The following is an 18,388-nucleotide window of genomic DNA, read 5'->3' as shown; positions in this document are numbered from 1 at the left end:
GGGGCGATTCAATGGCGATGGAAACACAGGACGTTATTAAACGCTCCGCGACTAACCCTATGACTCCCGCGCCCCGCGCGCGGGACTTTAAGGCGGAAGTCGCCAAGCTTATCGATGTCTCATCCTGCGTGGGCTGCAAAGCCTGCCAGGTGGCCTGTTCCGAGTGGAACGATATCCGCGATGAAGTGGGGCACTGCGTCGGGGTTTACGATAACCCGGCGGATCTCAGCGCTAAATCCTGGACGGTGATGCGCTTTAGCGAAACCGAACAGAACGGCAGGCTGGAGTGGCTGATCCGTAAAGACGGCTGCATGCACTGCGAAGATCCGGGCTGCCTGAAGGCCTGCCCCTCCGCCGGGGCGATTATTCAGTACGCGAACGGCATCGTCGACTTCCAGCAGGAGAACTGCATCGGCTGCGGCTACTGCATCGCCGGCTGTCCGTTTAACGTCCCGCGCCTCAATCAAGAGGATAACCGGGTCTGTAAATGCACGCTGTGCGTTGACCGCGTTAGCGTCGGCCAGGAGCCGGCGTGCGTAAAAACCTGTCCGACCGGCGCTATCCATTTCGGCAGTAAGAAAGAGATGCTGGAGGTGGCGCAGGAGCGGGTCAACAAGCTGAAGGCGCGCGGCTATCCGCACGCCGGGGTGTACAACCCACCGGGCGTCGGCGGCACGCATGTGATGTACGTACTGCATCACGCCGATCAGCCGGAGCTGTACCACAAGCTGCCGAATGACCCGACAATCGATACCAGCATCAATCTGTGGAAAGGGGCGCTGAAGCCGCTTTCGGCACTGGGCTTTGTCGCCACCTTTGCCGGGCTGATCTATCACTACATCGGGATCGGGCCGAACAAGGAAGTGGATGACGATGAGGAGCAACATGATGAGTAAATCGAAGATGATTGTGCGCACGAAGTTTATCGACCGCGCCTGTCACTGGACGGTGGTTATCTGCTTCTTTCTGGTTTCGCTATCCGGGATCGCGTTCTTTTTCCCGACCTTGCAGTGGCTGACGGAAACCTTCGGCACGCCGCAGATGGGGCGCATCCTGCATCCCTTCTTCGGGGTGGTGATTTTTATCGCCCTGATGTTTATGTTCGTCCGTTTTGTGCACCACAACATCCCCGACCGGCAGGATATTCCGTGGCTGAAGGGCATCGTTGAGGTACTGAAAGGCAACGAGCACAAGGTGGCGCGGGTCGGGAAATATAACGCCGGGCAGAAGATGATGTTCTGGACCATTATGAGCATGATTTTTGTGCTGCTGGTGAGCGGGGTGATTATCTGGCGGCCGTACTTTGCCCACTATTTCCCGATTCAGGTCATTCGCTACGGCTTGCTGATCCACGCGGCGTCGGCGATTGTGCTGATCCACGCCATCCTGATCCATATGTATATGGCGTTCTGTGTGAAAGGGTCGATTAAGGGCATGGTTGAAGGCAAGGTGAGCCGCCGCTGGGCGAAAAAGCACCACCCGCGCTGGTACCGCGATGTCGAACGTCTGGAAGCGAAGCAAGAGAGTTCGCAGGGGATGAAATAGGCCTGCCGCTGAATTGTGGATGGCGCGACCGATGTCGCGCCATTTTTAGCCTTCGCCGCGCATGACCTCCAGCCCCACGCGCTGGCCGTAAGAGAGTTCAAGGGTATTGCCATCCGGATCGGCGAAGAACACGTAGTAGCCTACCGGCTCGCCGAGCTGTTCAGGCTCGCTGCGCAGCACCCCCTCCCGACGCGCCATCGCGGTTTTTTCATCGATCTCCTGCCGCGTCGCGCACGCGACCCCGAGATGGCCGAACGGCCCAAGCGGGGTATCGGTGTGGCTATCCGTCTGCACCAGCACCAGCGCGAACGGGCGGGTGCGGTCGCTCAGCCACGCCACGTGGCGGGCGGAGGGCAGATCGGGCGAACGTCGGTGGATCACCTGCATCGCGGCGTAGCGGCTATAAAAATCGATACTCTTTTGCAGATCGCGAACCATAAAGGCTACGTGGGTAAAACCGCTGTCTACTTCCTGCATAGCGCTGCTCCTGTTTGGTTGTTTTGCTCTGCCGACAACGGTAATACCTCAGGTTAACCTGAGGTAAAGCGCGGATTGTGCCATTTGTGCCCGCCATTACGGGTAGTTGTGGAGAGGCTCCCGCCGGTGCGGGAGTTGCTAGAAGTGTTCCTTGATAAAACGGAAGGGGTATTCGATGGATTTGGCCTTGCCCGTTTTGTGTTTGGGCAATTTAACCGGCTCGATATGCGGGTTCTTGTAGGGGATCTGCGCCAGCAGGTGGGTAATGATATTCAGGCGAACGCGCTTCTTCTCCTCCGAACGGGCGACAAACCACGGCGCCCAGGCGGTATCGGTGGCGGCGAACATCGCGTCCCGGGCGGCGGTGTAGTCGTCCCAGCGGTTAAACGACTTGATGTCCATTGGCGACAGCTTCCAGATTTTGCGTCCGTCGTTGATGCGGTCGCGCAGGCGGCGCTCCTGCTCCTCCGGGGTAACTTCAAGCCAGTATTTCAGCAAGATGATCCCCGATTCCACCATGGCCCGTTCGACCATCGGCGCGCCTTCGAGGAATTTGTCGGTCTGTTCGGGGGTACAAAAGCCCATCACCCGCTCGACGCCGGCGCGGTTGTACCAGCTGCGGTCGAAGATCACTATCTCTCCGGCAGCGGGTAAAAAGGGAATATAGCGCTGATAGTAGAGCTGGCTCTTTTCGCGCTCGGTGGGCGCCGGCAGGGCGACAACCCGAAACACGCGCGGGCTGACCCGCTCGGTGATGGCCTTGATGGTGCCGCCTTTCCCGGCGCCGTCGCGCCCCTCAAACACGATGCAGACCTTCAGCCCCTGGCTGACGACCCACAGCTGCAGCTTGACCAGCTCTACGTGCAGCTTGCGCAGCGCCTTTTGATACTCTTTTTCGCCGAGCGGCTCGGTTTTACCGGCGCGATCGCTGGTCTTGCTCTTTTTCTTGTTTCCCATGGCTCTTCTCCGTCGTCGACAGCGCCGGGTTAAGCGCTCTACTATGAAGTGTAATAACCGCGCCAGCGGGCGGCGGAAAATATTCATTCTCCGCGCCGTCCGTTTATTCAGCGGCTGAGGAGCTGGCCTGCCGCTGTCGAATGTTGCTGATGTTTATCTTCGGCGCTCGTCAACCGGCGGCGCTGCTGCCGGGCGGGGGAATGATGCTGACGTTGGGCTTTGGCTGGAATTCGATTGCGCTGGCCGCCGCGCGCCGCTTCCGGCGCGGCGCCGAAGGTTTAATCCGTAAACGGCTCGCCGAGGGTGAGCATCAGGCGATTGGCCCAGGCGAAAAATGCCGCGGATTGCAGCAGGTCGAGCTGGGCGAGGGTATCTAGCCCCTGGCGTTCAACGGCGGCCAGATGACCGGGGCCGAGCGCCGACGGGGTGACCGAGACCGCGGCGGCAAAATCAATTTCCGCCTGCCAGCGCGCCGACTGGCCGTCGCTGAGATTATCGCCCGGCGTTACCGCCAGCAGGGTTTCCACCGCCGTCTCCTCTTTTGCCAGCTGGGCCGCCTTGCGGGCGTGCACCGACGCGCAATAGATACAGCCGTTAACTTTGCTGGCCACCGTCGCCGCCAGCTCCCTTTCGGCGCGCGGCAGTCCGCCCGGCGTATAGAAAATACCTTTATCGGTTAGCGTGCGCTGCTCCAGCAGCGGCTGGTTGCGGGCCAGCAGGCGAAAGTAGGGCGAGTCGCTGTGGCCATATTTCGCCAGAATGGCCTGTTCGTCCGGGCTGAATTCGTCCAGCGGCCTGGCGGCGATCCACGGCTCCCAGCTCAGCTCATCGCGGGTGAAGCGCACCGGCGCGCGCTTACCGCTGACCGTCTGCGGCGCGGTATGCCAGAAACCGGCAACCACCGGCGTCTCCGCGCTGGCCGCCGGCTTACCGTTGAGCAGCCGCAGTCCGGCGATCAGTCGGCTCTGGAAACTCACAAAGGCGATCAGCTGGGCGAGGGTGACCACCGCCCGCAGGCTCCAGCCGGCGTGGGTTAACGCCTGCAGCGCCGACGGCGTGGCCTCGATCGGGGTAAAGGTCAGCAGGCGGGCAAACCCCAGCGCCGGGATCAGCCGCGGCGAGGTCGGGTCGGCGAGGCCAAATCCGGCGTAGTGGGCGGCGAGGGCGTCGGCCTGGTGCAGCTTGGCCACCTTCGCCGCGACCGCAAAGCGCTCGCTCAGGGGGAAGTCCTCCTCCTGCTGGCCGAACAGCGTTTCATAGCTGCCCTGGGCATGGCGGGTGGCCGCCTCGCGTACCGCGCGGGCCTCGGCCAATGCGGAATCCGGGGCAATATCGGCCAGCTCAGCCAAAATATCCTGACTCAGTATCATGGTGACTCCTTACTGTAGTTGCGGGGCAATATGCTGAGCGATCAGCTCAATGGAACGCAGCGTGTCGCGATGCGCCGGCTCAACGGAGTGGACCTGGAACGAAATATCGGTCACCCGCGCCAGCACGCTATCCTGCGCCAGCGAAGCCTGCACCTGCTCGACATCGCCGACGTGCGCATCCAGCTCGAGAGAGATAATCGGTGACGGTGTCACCAATAAGCTGATGTCCGGCAGCGCGGTGCGCCGCCGCCTGACGACGCAGGCCCGGCTCCGCCACCTGCAGGGCGTACTGCCGGCTGTCGGCAATAAACGCGGTGCGTGAGGCGAGGATCCGCGGCGCAACGCCGGCCGGCAGCGCGTTGAGATAGGCGTCAATAATCGGATTCTGGATGGCGTCCAGCGGCAGCCGCGGCTGGCCGACGGGGCGCGGCTGGGTGCGGGAGAGCATCAGCCCGTGACCGGCCTGGCCCGCGCGGATCGCCCCTTCGGCGGAAAACGTCGCAATCCATATGCGTTCGGCGAGCTGCGGCGCCGGCGGGTAGAGATGGTTATCCGGATGGGCCAGCGAATCGCCGCGCCAGGCGCTGTGGATCAGATGCAGGTGCTCGGCAAACACCTCCGCCCGCCGTTCGCTGGTTAAGCCAAACGGTAAAAAGGAGGTCGCCGTGCCGCCCGAACCAAAGCCCACTTCAAGCCGTCCGTCCGCGAGCAGATCCAGCACCGCCGCGTCTTCGGCGACGCGCAGCGGATTTTCCATCGGCAGGGTAATGATGGCGGTGCCAAGGCGAATACGCTCGGTATGCGCGGCGGCATGGGCGAGAAACACCAGCGGCGACGGCAGGCCGCCCTCATGCTCATGGAAATGGTGCTGCGCAATCCACGCGCTATCGAAGCCAAGACGTTCGGCGTGGCGGATCTGTTCGGTCGCCAGGCGGTAGCGCTCCTTCGGCGCCGCGTCGTCCAGCAGACGGGTGAAAAAGCCCAGACGTTTACGCGTCATGCAACCTCCTTGCTTGAGGTGGAAAAGTGGGGAATAGCGGCGATAAGTTCGCGGGTGTAATCGTGCTGCGGCGCGGCGAACAGGCGGCTAACCTCACCGTGTTCGACTACCTGGCCGGCGCGCAGGACCGTCACGCTGTGGGCGATGCGGCGCACCGTGGCCAGATCGTGGGTAATAAACAGATAGGTCAGCCCCAGTCTGCTGCTGGAGCTGCTGCAGCAGGGCCAGAATTTGCGCCTGCACCGTGACGTCGAGCGCCGAGGTGGCTTCATCCAGCACCAGAATGGTCGGCTCCAGCACCAGCGCGCGGGCAATAGCCACCCGCTGGCGCTGGCCGCCGGAGAGCTCGCGGGCGGTTCGCGCCAGCAGCTCGGGGGCGAGGGCCACCCTGGCGGCAACCGCCTCGACGCGGGCGCGCCGCTGGGGCGGGCTGAGTCGGTCAAAGTTCTTCAGCGGCTCCTCGATAATTTCCTGCAGCGTCTGCCGTGGGTCGAGGGAGGCGAACGGATTTTGATAGACGAACTGAATTTTGCGCCGCAGCTGGCGCTGCGCTTCGCGGCTTAAATGTCCGGCGTTGATGCCGTCAATGGCAATCTCGCCGCTATCGGCGCGCTCAAAGCCGAGCAGGATCCGCGCGAGGGTGGTTTTCCCTGAACCGGATTCGCCGACCAGCGCGTGGGTGCTGCCGCGCCGCACCGCAAAGCTCACGCTATCCAGCGCCTGCAGATACGAATGGCCCAGCGAAAAGCGCTTGCTGACGCCTTCGAGACGAATGGCCGGCGTCGCCAGCCCGCGTCCGCCCGTCGGGGCGATAGTCAGGTTTTGCCCCTGCAGGTCGCTGAGCAGCTGGCGGGTGTAGGCGTGCTGCGGGGCGCGGATCACCTCGGCCGTCGCGCCGTGCTCCTGAATGTCGCCGTGGCGAAACACCAGCAGGCGGTCGGCGCGCTGTGCCGCCAGCGCCAGATCGTGGGTGACGAACAGCACCGCGGTGCCGGATTCCCGGCGCAGGGTATCGAGCAGATCGAGAATGCGCTTTTGTACCGTGACGTCGAGGGCGCTGGTGGGCTCGTCGGCAATGATTAAATCGGGCTTCAGGGCGATGGCTATGGCGATCAGCACCCGCTGCTTCATGCCGCCGGAGAGCTGGTGCGGGTACTGGTTAAAGCGCTGTTCGGGATGGCTCAGGCCGACTTTCTCCAGCAGCGCCAGCACCTGATTCTTGCGCTCGGCGGCGCTGTGCTTTTGATGCAGGCGCAGGATCTCTCCGACCTGTGCGCCGATGGTCTGCACCGGGTTCAGCGAGTTGCCGGGATCCTGGGGCACCAGGCTGATGCGCGCGCCGCGCAGGCTATCGAGCCGCTTTGCCGACCAGCCGCTGATATCCTCGGCGTTAATGACGATCCGTCCGCCGTCGCGGCGAGCGTTATCCGCCAGCAGGCCGATAATCGCCTGGGCGGTGGTGCTCTTGCCGGAGCCGGACTCGCCGACAAACGCCAGCATTTCGCCGCGCCTGATGCTAAAGCTGATGCCATGCACCACCTCGCGCCACTGCTGCCCGCTACGGTAGCTGATGCGCAGGTTTTCGACGCTTAATACGTTCATGCGCGTTCTCCGCTAAATTGACGGCTGATGCGGTTGGCGGCGAGCACTACCGCCACTACCGCCACGCCGGGGAAGGTGGTCAGCCACCAGGCGGTTGCAAGATAGTTGCGCCCTTCGGCAATCAGCAGCCCCCATTCCGGGACCGGGGGCGGAGTGCCGTAGCCGAGGAAGCTCAGGGTGGAGAGCGCGAGGATCGCCTGGCCGAACTGCAGGGTGGCGAAGGCCAGCACCGCGGTCAGCGAATTCGGCAGAATATGCCGCCAGAAGACGGCGAAGAAGGTCCCGCCGCTGCCGTAAGCCGCCTCGACGTAATCGCTATGGCGTACGCGAACCACCTCCGCCCGCGCCAGGCGGGCAAAGCTGGCAATCGCCGCGACGCCAACCGCCACCGCGGCGTTGACGGTGCCGAAGCCGAGGAGAATGATCACCGTCAGCGACAGCAGCAGCGAAGGGATCGCCAGCAGAACGTCAACCAGCCGCATCACCACCGACTCCACGCGTCCGGCGGCGGCCCCGGCAAGGGTGCCGAGCGCGCTGCCGACGATCAGCCCGATGGCCACCGCCGCCAGCGCCGCGCTGAGGGAGTGCGCGGCGCCGTAAACAATCCGCGCCCACAGGTCGCGACCCAGCTGGTCGGTACCGAGCCAGTGCCCGGCCTGCGGCGCCAGGCGCTGGGCGCCGGGTATCCCTTCCAGCGGATTCCAGGAGGTAAAAAGCTGCGGCGCGACGGCCAGCAGCGCGGCGGTAACGATCGTCGCCCAGGCCAGCCACAGCCCCGGCTGCAGGCGCAGGCTGCGCCAGCTTGACGTCCGGCGGCGAGCGGCTATCGCGTAGTCGACCAGGCTCATGCAGCACCTCCGGCAAGCGGTTTCAAACGCGGGTCGAACAGCGGCATCAGCAGATCGACCAGCAGGTTAATCAGCACGAAGCCGAGGGCCGAGATCATCACCACCGCCTGCAGCACGGCGATATCCTGATTATTCACCGCCTGCTGGGTTAGCTGCCCGAGGCCGCCGCGGCCAAATACGGTTTCGGTAATCAGCGCCCCGGCAATCAGTTCGCCGAGCAGCAGGCCGGCGATGTTCAGTACCGGCAGCAGGGCGTTACCGATGACGTGCCGCCACAGCACGCCGGTTTCGCTCATCCCTTTGGCCCGGGCGACGGCAACAAAGGGCTGCGCGGCAACCTGGTCCATGCTGCGCAGCAGAATCTGCGCCAGCGGCGCGGAGATCGGCACCGCCACGGCAATAATCGGCAGAATCAGCCCCTGTAGCGGGCTGGGGTTGATCACCGGGATCCAGCGCAGCTGGAAGGAGAACAGCTGAATCAGGGCGATGCCGAGCCAGAAGGTGGGCAGGGAGATAAACAGCACCGGCAGCGATTGCAGGGCGTTGCTCAGCCAACGTAGTTCCGGCAGCCGCGCGGCGAAGGCGAGGGTAAACGCCAGCGCGATCGCCGCGATAAAGGCCGGAAACGCGAGGCTCAGGGTTTGCGAAAGATTGCTGGCGAGCAGGGCGTTGACCGCGATCCCCGCCTGCAGCGAGTAGCCAAAATCTCCGCGCAGCATCGCCAGCAGGCTGTGCACATACTGTCGCCACAGCGGGCTATCGGCGCCGTAGGCGAGGCGCATTTCGGCAATTTGCGCCGGGCTGAGGCCAAGATCCGGATTCTGGAACTTGATCAGCACCGCATCGCCCGGTAGAACCTGCAGCAGCACGAAGGAGAGAGTGAACGCCGCCCACAGCACCAGTAACCCCTGGCCTAGCCGGCTTAGAAGATAGCGGCTCATCGTCGGCTCCTTAACGCTTGTCGAGCCACGCGCCGTAGAACGACGGGCGGCCAACCGCTTCAAAACTGACGCCTTTCACCCATTTCGCCCCGGCAAACACCTGCGGCTCTTCAAAGATCGGGATCACGTAGGCGTTATCCAGCAGATAGCGCTGGGCGTCGCCGGTGAGCTGCAGGCGCTTTTGCGCATCAACTTCGGCGGAGATGGCGGTGAGCAGGGCGTTGAGCTTATCGTCGCGGAAGCTCTGCACCTTGTCGCTGGAGCCGCCTTTTTGCAGCAGAGCATCGCGGTTGCCGGGGAAGAACATGCTTTTCACCACGTCCGGGTCGGCGCGACCGACCTCGGAAACGGTGAGCGGCGTTTTCAGCGGATCGAGATTATCGAGGGTCCGGCTGCCGGCGTCTCCGGCCTTGACGCTGAGCGCCACGCCGACCTGCCGCCACTGTTGAGCAACCAGCTGCAGCACCTCTTTATTTTGCGGCTGCGGCAGCGATTCGTAGACCGTCAGCGCCAGCCGCTGGCCATCTTTGGCCCGAATACCGTCGGCGGCCGTCTTCCAGCCCGCTTCGTCCAGCAGGGCGTTGGCCTTCGTCGGGTCGAAGGTTAGCCTGTCGCTGAGGTTGACATAGCCCGCCGCCGAGCTGGCGATGGCCGAGGTGGCCTGCGGGTAGTTGGCGGAAAACAGCGTCTCGACGACCTGCTTCGCGTTGGTGGCATGCAGCAGCGCCTGGCGAACGCGCAGATCGGAAATCAGCGGATTATCAGGACGGAAGCTCAGGCTATCGTTTACTCCGCGAGTCGGCGCGGCGTAGATCGTAAAGCCCTGGTCGGTGGCCTGCTTTTCATCGTAGGCCTGAACCTGGCGGATAAAGTCGGCCTGGCCCGCCAGCAGCGCGCCGATGCGCACGCTATCTTCCGGGGTGACGATAAAGGTAATGCCGTCGAGGTTCGCCGGCCCCTGCTGCGGCAGGTTTTTCGGCCCCCAGCGGTAATCTTTGCGGGCTACCAGCGTTAGCTCGCGGCCCGGTTTTTCATCTTTAACGCTGAACGGGCCGGAGCCGATAATATTACGCGCATCGCCGAGCTCTTCGAAGTTGCGCTGCAGCGTGCTAAGCGACACCAGCCCGGAGCCGATGGTCGCCGTGCCCTGCAGGAAGCCGGGGGAGGGCTTTTTGAAATAGAACTTTACCGTCAGCGGGTCGATGACCTCGCTACGATCGTAGTTGTTGATCACCTCCGAGACCGGCAGGCGGTGGGCCTTATCCCCCAGTCCGTAGGTATCGAAGTTTTTCGCGACCGCGTTGGCGTCCAGCGGGGTGCCGTCGGAGAAGGTGACGCCGGGACGCAGCCTGAAGGTATATTCGGTTTTGTCGGCGTTAGTGCTCCAGCTCTCGGCGATCCACGGCTCGACCGCTAAGGTTTTGGGGTTCTGCCAGGTCAGCTTATCGGTGATCTGGTTGAGGATCCCGCCGTTAGGATAGAAGCCCCCGGCGGGGGGATAAAGGTTGGTGTGCGGCTGCTGCTCAAGATAAATCAGGGTGCCGCCTGCCTTTAACCGGCGTATCGGCGGCCCAGGCTGAAAAGGCGCCTGATAAAAAGAGTGCTGCCAGCGCGGGCAGGCGAAAACGGCTTTGCATGGTGAATTCCTTTGTTATCTATTGTGTTGTCATCATCGGGCGCGGCTATTGACAAAGGAACAAAGGAATTGCGCTAAGCATGTGCATAAAAAGCATTAATACCTGGGATAATTCAAACTACGCCTGCGTTGACGGCAGTCACTAACTTGAGGAATTCTCTCGTGGCACGCCCTGGCGCCGGGTTAATTTTTTTTCGGCTGGCACTAATCTCATAATGTGATAAAAAGATTGAGATGATACTTAAGGTTGATAAATTAATGGCTGACAAATGAATGTCGCTACAAGAGAAAAGGGTAATGCTGAAATATTTACTGGGGCTGGCGGTGTTAGTATTGACCGGCTGCACCGCGGCGCCGAATTTACCGCCGACCGATACTATAACGAAAGTTAAGCCGATCTCGGCCGGTATTATTGCGGTGTCCAATAAATACACCTATCGGTTTTATCGGGACGGCGCCCCGCAGGAGTATCAGCGCTATAACACCTTCTACCAGCCTTTTAATAAAGTCGCCGCGGGGGTGCGGGTAAACTTTGCGGTTAAACAACATGAGGTGGTGGCGGAATATCTGGTGGTGCTCGATAAGCGTAAACTGGACGCGGCGCAGCAGACGATATTAACCAATGAATATAAAGCGACGGCGCTGGATAGTGAACATCTCGGCGTGTTGTTTAAGGCGAGCGGCTACTGGACGGCGGGGAATCCAAACGAGCTTGAAGAGTCCTGGCGACTCGCCAGCCCGGTGGTGGTGTCGATCAACGATCGGACGCAAACTCTTTCTACCCTCGGAACCATCGCGCTGATCCCGCTGGTGCCGCTGTTCCCGCTGTACATGATGTACGGCTGCGCGACCGGGCCGTGCGTTTAGCGTGAATTTACGCCTCTCCTCGTTTGGCGAGAAGCGTAAATTCAGCAGCGCTGCATGTTGCAGGGGCGCAGCGTTTTTTCCATTACAGTGACCTGATGATCGCGAGTGACAACGGCTGCTCTCATGTTTTCTCCTTGATATAAAGGACAAATTACGTCGCGTTCTCTATGAATAACCCTTACTAAGGGTTAATCTTCATACCGTTTAATGCATATTTACTAGTTAAATATGCCGTGTAAATATTGGCCTATAGCAAAAATATCGTTATTTTGGCAATGTTATGGCTGTTAATATTTATGACATCAATTGGTCATACTCCTTTCATGGCCCAGCGGCAGGCTGTTAGCGGACAATTTCCTATAACAACAGAGTGATACCCAATGCATCTGGTAAAAAACATCCTCGCCGCAACGCTGCTCTTCTCCGCCGCCGCTCAGGCCGATAACGTGCTGGATTTCCCGCAGCCGGAAAACAATCCGGAAGAATTTTATGCGGTTACCGAAATTCCGACCGGCGGCATTATCAAATATGAAACCGACGCCAAAACCGGGTTTATCATCGCCGATCGTTTCCAGTCGATGCCGGTGGCCTACCCGGCCAACTACGGCTCGCTGACCCAGTCGCTGGCCGGCGATGGCGATCCGCTTGATGTCGTGTTCTATACCCGCGCGCCGATGGCGCCCGGCACCTTGATTAAGCTGCGGGCGATTGGCGTGCTGAAGATGATCGATGGCGGTGAGAAGGACGATAAAATCATCGCCGTGCCGGCCAGCAAAATTGACCCGACCTATGACGATATCAAGAACATCAGCGATCTGCCGAAAATTGAGCAGGAGCGTCTGCAGGCCTTCTTCCGGGTCTATAAGCAGCTGCCGGATGGCCGCAAAAAGGTCGAACTGAACGGTTTTAACGATGCCGAGACGGCGAAACAGGAAATTAAACAGGCATGGGATGCCTGGAAAGCGAAAAAGCCGCAGTAACCAGCTAAAGGAAGCCCGGCCCGGGCTTGACGCCGCGGGCCGGGCGGGTTTGCGTCTAACTCAGTTTGGCATTGATGTCTGCGATCTCCTTACGCCACTGCGCCTGCTGCTGCGGTTTTTGATGCTTCGGCTTGCGCGCCATATCTTCAGCCAGGCGCCGTTCGAGGCTAATCAGCCGTTCCAGCAGCGCATCGCTCTCCTCTACGCGCATCACCGCCTCCGGCGCCCGCGTCGGCCGTTCGCAATGGCCGGTAACGTTACGTAGCCGGGCATAGACCTCGTCCACATCGTGCCATTCGCTAAGGCCCTGGTCGTCGATAAGCCAGAAGCGGTTACAGCTGCTGGCGATCAGTCTGACGGTCATGGCTCACCAGCAGCAGGCCGCCGGGATAGTCGCGCAGCGTAGCCGCCAGCGCCTCTTTGCCTTCCATATCAAGATGGTTGGTGGGCTCATCTAACAGCAGCAGGCTATAGCGCGCCAGCGACAGACCGACAAACAGCAGCCGGGAGCGTTCGCCTCCGCTCAGAGTGCTGACCTTCTGACCGTGACGGGCCCAGCCGAAGCCGGCGGAAATCAGCGCGCGTTTCCGCGCCTCCGGCCCCGGAGCGAAGGCTTCAAGCGCCTCCAGCAGGCTGTGATTATCGTCCAGCTGCTGCAGCGTCTGGTCATAGTAGCCCGGATTAAGGCGGGGATGCAGACGTAGCCCGGCGTCCGGTGCCGGCTGCTGCAGCTGTCGCCACAGCAGGCGCAGCAGCGACGATTTTCCGCCGCCGTTGTGCCCCATGATGGCGACCCGATCGCCGCTTTTCAGCCGCGCCAGCCCGGTGGTGAACAGGGGAGGCAGCCCCGGCGCCGGCGGCACCGGCAGTCCTTCCATCTCCAGCAATCGGTCGGCCTGCACCGCGTCGCCGTGCAGCGCCAGACTCCACGGCGTTCCTGCGGTCACGCTGGTTTGGCTCTCCTGCAGACGCAGCACCTGTTTTTCCATCTGTTTGGCTTTGCGCGCGAGATCTTCGTTGTCATAGACCTGTCCCCAGGTGGCCAGGCGCCTGGCGCTGGCGGTGACGCGGTCGATCTCCTTTTGCTCGGCCTTATGGCGCAGGGCGTCGCTTTCATCCTGCTCCTGCAGCGCCCGGCGAGCCGCGCTGCAGGGGAGAGAGAAGGCGTGCAGGGCGTTGTCGCGGAGGATCCAACTGGTATTAGTTACAGCATCCAGTAAGAGGTTGTCGTGCGACACCACCACGAAGCTCCCCTGCCAGGTTTGCAGGAAGCTTTCCAGCCACAGCAGGGTCGGCAGATCGAGATGGTTGCCGGGCTCGTCAAGCAGCAGCAGGTCAGGCTGCTGGATCAGAGCCCGCGCCAGCAGCAGACGGGTGTGCTGACCGCCGCTGAGGGTGGCCGCCTGCTGCCCAAAGCTGCCGGCGTCAAAGCCCATTTCCGCCAGCAGACGCTCCGCCTGCCAGCGATGGTTTTCCCGATCCGCCGCGGGTAGGCGAGCCAGTACCGCCTGCACCAGCGATTGCGCCAATAGCGCCTGCGGCAGATGCTGCTCCACCCTGGCCATCAGGCAGTGGTTAGCCAGCGCCACCTGGCCGGAGTTGGGCGTAAGCGTGCCGTCGAGTACCTGCAGTAGGGTACTTTTCCCGCAGCCGTTGTAGCCCATCAGGCCAATGCGGTCGCCTTTTTTGAGGGTAAAGGAGAGATCGTTGAATAACGGGTCAAACGGCGTTTCAACGTACAGAGATTGTGCGGTTAAGAGTGTGCTCATTGTGACTTACTCAAGAGTTACAGGCATGAGAATGCCTCGTCAAACATCGCTGACGATAACCCGGTAAGCCCGAGGGAAGGGGACTAAGGTTTGGTTTCTTCGCTCAAGCTAAAGTTATCGCAGCACGATACCGATAACGCTTGAGGGGGTACGATCGCCAAATGTATGTGAAAAATTAAACATTTCACAGTACGGCATGGGATCCTCCTTTTTTATTCAGTTAGTTGATGGGTGCAGGCAGTGTAGGGGGAGAACGCGGATTTAGCCAGCGGCTAAAAATGGGGGGATGGGACAAAAAAGCGGGCCCGTTGAGGCCCGCCGCGTTTGCCGTGATTCAGATGGCTTGTGCCGACGAATCGCGCTTAAATCGACGTCCGGCGGTAGTTGCGATACTCCGGCTGCCAGAAGTTATCGTTTATCGACTGGAGCAGCGCCTCAGCGGAGGTTTTCACCGCCACGCCCTGCTCCTGGGCGACTTTACCTACCGCAAAGGCGATGGCGCGCGACACGGTCTGAATATCCTTCAGCTCCGGCAGCACCGGGCCTTCGCCGTTGTTCACCAGCGGCGAGTGCTTCGCCAACGTTTCGCTGGCGGCCATCAGCATATCATCGGTGACCCGCGAGGCGCCGGAGGCGATCACTCCGAGACCAATTCCGGGGAAGATGTAGGAGTTATTGCACTGGGCAATCACGTACTGCTTGCCTTTCAGCGTCACCGGCGCAAACGGGCTGCCGGTGGCGACCAGCGCTTCGCCGTCGGTCCAGCCTGAGAATGTTCTGCGGCGTCGCTTCCACCCGGGAAGTGGGATTCGACAGCGGCATCACGATCGGCCGCGGGCAGTGCTTATGCATCTCGCGAATAATCTCTTCGGTGAATAGCCCCGGCTGGCCGGAAACGCCGATCAGAATGTCGGGCTTGACGTTGCGCACCACGTCCAGCAGAGAGAGGACGTCGCTGGTGGTATCCCACTGCTGCAGGTTGTCCCGCTTCTGTACCAGCTTGCTCTGGAACGGCAGCAGGTTCGGCATCGCGTCGGTCAGCAGGCCGAAGCGATCGACCATAAAGACGCGCTGGCGTGCGGCTTCCTCGCTGAGGCCTTCGCGCTGGATCTGGGCGACGATCTGCTCGGCGATCCCGCAGCCGGCGGAACCGGCGCCGAGGAAGACAATTTTCTGTTCGCTCAGCTGGCTGCCGGCGCCGCGGCTGGCGGCGATCAGCGTACCCACGGTGACCGAAGCGGTGCCCTGGATATCATCGTTGAACGAGCAGATTTCATTCCGGTAGCGGTTAAGCAGCGGCATGGCGTTCTTCTGCGCAAAATCTTCAAACTGCAGCAGCACGTCCGGCCAGCGATGCTTAATAGCCTGGATAACGTCATCAACGAACTGATAGTACTCGTCATCGGTAATGCGCGGGTGACGCCAGCCCATATACAGCGGGTCGTCGAGCAGCTGCTGATTGTTGGTTCCGACGTCCAGCACCACCGGCAGGGTATAGGCCGGGCTGATGCCGCCGCAGGTGGTGTACAGCGACAGCTTCCCGATAGGGATCCCCATCCCGCCGATGCCCTGGTCGCCGAGGCCGAGGATTCGCTCGCCGTCGGTGACCACGATCACCTTAACGTTGTGGTTAGGCACGTTTTGCAGGATATCGTCGAGGTTATGTCGGTTCTGGTAGGAGATAAATACGCCCCGGGCGCGACGGTAGATCTCGGAGAAGCGTTCGCAGGCGGCGCCGACCGTTGGGGTATAGATAACCGGCATCATCTCTTCAAGATGGTTGCCAATCAGGCGATAAAAGAGCGTTTCGTTGGTGTCCTGGATGTTGCGCAGGTAAATGTGCTTATCGATCTCGGTTTTGAACCCCTGATACTGGATCCACGCGCGCTCGGCCTGCTCTTCGATGGTTTCGACAACTTCCGGCAGCAGGCCCAGCAGGTTGAAGCTGCTGCGCTCTTCGCTACTGAAGGCGCTACCTTTATTGAGAAGCGGAAACTCAAGCAGGACGGGACCCGCGTAGGGGATGTACAGGGAACGGTTTTTTTTATGGGTGAATTGCATCGCACTAACTCCTTGATAATCGCTTCAGGCCCGGCGCGGCGATAGACGAGCGGGCTGGCGGGGAATGCTGCGGGCAGAGTATAGAGCAGTTGCTGTCAAAGAGGGGAGATAGTGCTAAAAAAACACCATCCTGGCAAAAGGACGGTGTTTTTATCATCACTCAGTCGAGAAATTAGCCGGCGCGGCGTTTGCGTCCGGTGGCATGCGCGTGGTTGATGGTGGTTTCCACATCGCCGTCCAGCACCACTTTTTTCTGCTGGGACAGCTTATAGTTCAGACCGAGAAGATGACGTGCCTGATGGTTCGATTTCATTCTTACTCCTTAATCCACTTCTGTTTCAAGGACAAGCCCGGCGAAACCGGACGAAATGTAACCCTAACGGCGGCCCGTTAACCGAACCGCGCTATCTATGGTGGGCTATATTTTCACCAATGGCAACCTCGCCTTCGCGGATTAGGAGCAGTCTGCGCCTACCACTTCATCTCGCCGGTGTTTACCTTCGCGCTCAGCTCCAGCGAGCTCTCTTCCGCCAGCTTCGGCCAGCGCTGCTTCATCTCTTTAATCACGCCGGCTGAATCTTTATGGTTCTTCAGCGCCTGCTCAAACTGCTGCAGATAGTCGCGGGTAAAGAGGATCGCGCGGTCGCCCGCCGGCGGCGTGCCGAGATAGTGCCCCGGAATTACCTGCTGCGGGCGCAGTGCGGCCATATCGTCGAGGGTTTTGCGCCACTGCAGGCGGCTTTCGGCGGTCTGGGTATCGGCGGTCCAGACGTGCATGTCCCAGGCGACGCCGGTCCCGCCCAGAATGGCCTTGTTACCCGGGATCCACACGAAGGCGGCGTAGCCGTTCGGCTCGCGGATTTCGACCTTCTCGCCGTCGATGGTAAAGGTGCTGGATTCAATGACCTGCGGAGCATAGACCTGCTGCGGGGCGCCGTCTTTCATCTGCGGGCCCCAGTAGGCCAGCTTCGCGGCCTTGGTGGCGTTAATGTGATTCACCACTTCCTGCGTGGCAACGATTTTTGCCTGCGGGAAGGCTTTAACCAGCGGTTCAAGGCCGAAGTAGAAATCCGGGTCGCCGGAGGTGATCACAATTCGGCTCAGCGGCTTGCCGTTTTTGCGGATCATCTCAACCAGCTTCTCGCCGTCCTTGACGCTGAACTGGGCGTCAAACAGCACCGCTTCGTGAGGGCCGGAGGCCAGCGTTGAGTTGACGGCGAAAATCCCTTTATCCTGCGGGTTGTAGGTTTGCAGCTGCAGCGGCGCGGCGAAGGCGGCGCTGCTGAACAGGGCGGTGGCGATGGCAAGGGTCGATAGTTTCATCATGGTTTTCTCAAGGTCGGGTGAATAACGCTATTTTACGCATTTCCCGATTTGCGAAAATTCCTGAAAAAAGAGATGCTGAGTTTCATAAAACGAGCAGATGGACACAACGTATGGATCGCATTATCGCCGCCAGGGTATATATCCGCATTTGCGAGCTGGGCAGCCTCAGCGCCGCGGCGCGGGCGCTGGGCATGTCGCGGCCGATGGTCAGCCGCTATCTGGAGCAGATGGAGCACTGGGCCGGCAGCCGCCTGATCCACCGCTCCACGCGCCGGCTAACGCTTACCGCCGCCGGGGAGAAGGTGCTGCAAAAAACGCGCAGCCTGACGCAGCTATCGGACGAAATTGCCGGGCAGACCGAGCGGGCGGTGCCCAGCGGTACGCTGCGGGTGGCCTGCGCCCACTTTACCGCCATGCAGCTCATTTCCCCGCTGCTGCCGGATTTTCTTGCCCGCTATCCGCAACTGCGGCTTGAGCTGGATATCAACAACCATCCGGTCAGCCTGATCGGCGAACGCATCGACGTGGCAATCCGCATCACCGATAACCCGGAGCCGGGAGCCATCGCCCGCCGGCTGGGGGTCTGCCGGTCGGTGCTCTGCGCCTCGCCGCGCTGGCTGCAGCTGAACGGGCAGCCGCAGACGCCTGACGACCTGAGCCGGCACAACTGCCTGCATTACAGCCATTTCGCCACTCAGACCTGGCAGTTTATCTCGCCTGAAGGGGAGAGCGCGGCGGTGGCGGTATCGGGAAATTTAAGCGCCGGGATCTCCTCCCTGCTGCTGGAGGCGGCGGTGGCCGGCTGCGGTATCGCCATGCTCCCCGAGCTGGAGGCCCAGCGCGCGCTGAGCAGCGGGGTGCTGAAGCCAATCCTGCCGGGCTGGACGCCGAAGCCGCTGAGCGTTTTCGGTCTCTATCTCTCACGCGACTACCAGCCCAGCGCGCTGCCGCTGTTTCTCGACGACATTCAGCAGCGGCTGAACGGATAGCTTCCGCTGAAATCTTAACT

General features: G+C 61.1%; 12 protein-coding genes and 5 pseudogenes. 5 read left to right on the top strand and 12 right to left on the bottom strand.

Features of this window, described 5'->3' with window-relative positions:
• Positions 1–11 precede the first annotated feature (11 nt).
• Together fdxH and fdnI are read left to right on the top strand one after the other, a co-directional pair.
• A complete protein-coding gene (gene fdxH, locus ABOC21_RS12580; RefSeq protein ID WP_426814792.1) occupies positions 12–896 on the top strand; it encodes a formate dehydrogenase subunit beta in 885 nt (294 codons plus the stop codon).
• The gene (gene fdnI, locus ABOC21_RS12575; protein WP_426815481.1) at positions 889–1,545 is read left to right on the top strand and encodes a formate dehydrogenase-N subunit gamma; all 657 of its coding nucleotides are present in this window, start codon (positions 889–891) and stop codon (positions 1,543–1,545) included. Before fdxH ends, fdnI begins: the two co-directional genes overlap by 8 nt.
• Before the next feature lie 45 nt (positions 1,546–1,590).
• Here the strand turns inward: fdnI and ABOC21_RS12570 are convergent, their stop codons facing one another.
• The 8 genes and pseudogenes from ABOC21_RS12570 to ABOC21_RS12535 all read right to left on the bottom strand — a co-directional run bounded on the left by ABOC21_RS12570 (position 1,591) and on the right by ABOC21_RS12535 (position 10,377).
• On the bottom strand, positions 1,591–2,022 hold the full coding sequence (locus ABOC21_RS12570) for a VOC family protein (RefSeq protein WP_426814791.1): 432 nt from the start codon (positions 2,020–2,022) through the stop codon (positions 1,591–1,593).
• Between the two features lie 138 nt (positions 2,023–2,160).
• Complete coding sequence (gene ppk2 / locus ABOC21_RS12565; RefSeq protein WP_426814790.1) at positions 2,161–2,979, bottom strand: polyphosphate kinase 2; 819 nt, start codon at positions 2,977–2,979, stop codon at positions 2,161–2,163.
• 278 nt (positions 2,980–3,257) lie between these two features.
• A complete protein-coding gene (locus ABOC21_RS12560; protein WP_426814789.1) occupies positions 3,258–4,349 on the bottom strand; it encodes an alkylhydroperoxidase domain protein in 1,092 nt (363 codons plus the stop codon).
• A gap of 9 nt (positions 4,350–4,358) precedes the next feature.
• Positions 4,359–5,349 (bottom strand): annotated as a pseudogene (locus tag ABOC21_RS12555) (putative FMN-dependent luciferase-like monooxygenase).
• Positions 5,346–6,951, bottom strand: a pseudogene (locus ABOC21_RS12550) (dipeptide ABC transporter ATP-binding protein). The pseudogenes ABOC21_RS12555 and ABOC21_RS12550 overlap by 4 nt, the downstream one beginning before the upstream one ends.
• Positions 6,948–7,799, bottom strand: a complete 852-nt coding sequence (locus tag ABOC21_RS12545) for an ABC transporter permease (RefSeq protein WP_426814788.1) — start codon at positions 7,797–7,799, stop codon at positions 6,948–6,950. Before ABOC21_RS12545 ends, ABOC21_RS12550 begins: the two are co-directional and overlap by 4 nt.
• A complete protein-coding gene (locus ABOC21_RS12540; protein ID WP_426814787.1) occupies positions 7,796–8,740 on the bottom strand; it encodes an ABC transporter permease in 945 nt (314 codons plus the stop codon). The genes ABOC21_RS12545 and ABOC21_RS12540 overlap by 4 nt, the downstream gene beginning before the upstream one ends.
• Before the next feature lie 10 nt (positions 8,741–8,750).
• Positions 8,751–10,377: pseudogene (locus ABOC21_RS12535) on the bottom strand (TIGR04028 family ABC transporter substrate-binding protein).
• Positions 10,378–10,673: 296 nt separating this feature from the next.
• Between ABOC21_RS12535 and ABOC21_RS12530 the strand changes: the two are divergent.
• Entirely contained in the window at positions 10,674–11,243 is a 570-nt protein-coding gene (locus ABOC21_RS12530; RefSeq protein WP_426814786.1) for a hypothetical protein, read from the top strand.
• 380 nt (positions 11,244–11,623) lie between these two features.
• Positions 11,624–12,223, top strand: coding sequence for an inorganic diphosphatase (locus tag ABOC21_RS12525; protein ID WP_426814785.1), 600 nt, complete (start codon positions 11,624–11,626; stop codon positions 12,221–12,223).
• Between the two features lie 55 nt (positions 12,224–12,278).
• Here ABOC21_RS12525 and ABOC21_RS12520 read toward each other — a convergent pair.
• The 4 genes and pseudogenes from ABOC21_RS12520 to ABOC21_RS12505 all read right to left on the bottom strand — a co-directional run bounded on the left by ABOC21_RS12520 (position 12,279) and on the right by ABOC21_RS12505 (position 17,376).
• Positions 12,279–13,992, bottom strand: a pseudogene (locus ABOC21_RS12520) (ABC-F family ATP-binding cassette domain-containing protein).
• Positions 13,993–14,354: 362 nt separating this feature from the next.
• A pseudogene (locus ABOC21_RS12515) lies at positions 14,355–16,053 on the bottom strand (NAD-dependent malic enzyme).
• Between the two features lie 172 nt (positions 16,054–16,225).
• Positions 16,226–16,366, bottom strand: coding sequence for a stationary-phase-induced ribosome-associated protein (gene sra / locus ABOC21_RS12510; RefSeq protein ID WP_004861775.1), 141 nt, complete (start codon positions 16,364–16,366; stop codon positions 16,226–16,228).
• A gap of 158 nt (positions 16,367–16,524) precedes the next feature.
• The gene (locus ABOC21_RS12505; protein ID WP_426815480.1) at positions 16,525–17,376 is read right to left on the bottom strand and encodes a Vmh family MBL fold metallo-hydrolase; all 852 of its coding nucleotides are present in this window, start codon (positions 17,374–17,376) and stop codon (positions 16,525–16,527) included.
• Between the two features lie 113 nt (positions 17,377–17,489).
• Between ABOC21_RS12505 and ABOC21_RS12500 the strand changes: the two genes are divergently transcribed.
• Positions 17,490–18,368, top strand: a complete 879-nt coding sequence (locus tag ABOC21_RS12500; RefSeq protein ID WP_426814784.1) for a LysR family transcriptional regulator — start codon at positions 17,490–17,492, stop codon at positions 18,366–18,368.
• The last annotated feature ends 20 nt before the right edge of the window (positions 18,369–18,388 follow it).

This window comes from Klebsiella sp. WOUb02, assembly GCF_050058015.1.
In the GTDB taxonomy this organism is placed as follows: domain Bacteria; phylum Pseudomonadota; class Gammaproteobacteria; order Enterobacterales; family Enterobacteriaceae; genus Klebsiella.
The sequence above is the reverse complement of the archived record's forward strand: the minus strand, read 5'-3'. Positions and strand labels throughout refer to the sequence as shown.

Excerpts from the sequence above, each read along its gene's own strand:
- ABOC21_RS12545 (WP_426814788.1), bottom strand. The coding sequence starts at position 7,799 with ATGAGCCTGGTCGACTACGCGATAGCCGCTCGCCGCCGGACGTCAAGC.
- ABOC21_RS12530 (WP_426814786.1), top strand. The coding sequence starts at position 10,674 with ATGCTGAAATATTTACTGGGGCTGGCGGTGTTAGTATTGACCGGCTGC.
- fdnI (WP_426815481.1), top strand. The coding sequence starts at position 889 with ATGAGTAAATCGAAGATGATTGTGCGCACGAAGTTTATCGACCGCGCC.
- ABOC21_RS12540 (WP_426814787.1), bottom strand. The coding sequence starts at position 8,740 with ATGAGCCGCTATCTTCTAAGCCGGCTAGGCCAGGGGTTACTGGTGCTG.
- sra (WP_004861775.1), bottom strand. The coding sequence starts at position 16,366 with ATGAAATCGAACCATCAGGCACGTCATCTTCTCGGTCTGAACTATAAG.
- ABOC21_RS12525 (WP_426814785.1), top strand. The coding sequence starts at position 11,624 with ATGCATCTGGTAAAAAACATCCTCGCCGCAACGCTGCTCTTCTCCGCC.
- ABOC21_RS12500 (WP_426814784.1), top strand. The coding sequence starts at position 17,490 with ATGGATCGCATTATCGCCGCCAGGGTATATATCCGCATTTGCGAGCTG.
- ppk2 (WP_426814790.1), bottom strand. The coding sequence starts at position 2,979 with ATGGGAAACAAGAAAAAGAGCAAGACCAGCGATCGCGCCGGTAAAACC.
- fdxH (WP_426814792.1), top strand. The coding sequence starts at position 12 with ATGGCGATGGAAACACAGGACGTTATTAAACGCTCCGCGACTAACCCT.
- ABOC21_RS12570 (WP_426814791.1), bottom strand. The coding sequence starts at position 2,022 with ATGCAGGAAGTAGACAGCGGTTTTACCCACGTAGCCTTTATGGTTCGC.
- ABOC21_RS12560 (WP_426814789.1), bottom strand. The coding sequence starts at position 4,349 with ATGATACTGAGTCAGGATATTTTGGCTGAGCTGGCCGATATTGCCCCG.
- ABOC21_RS12505 (WP_426815480.1), bottom strand. The coding sequence starts at position 17,376 with ATGAAACTATCGACCCTTGCCATCGCCACCGCCCTGTTCAGCAGCGCC.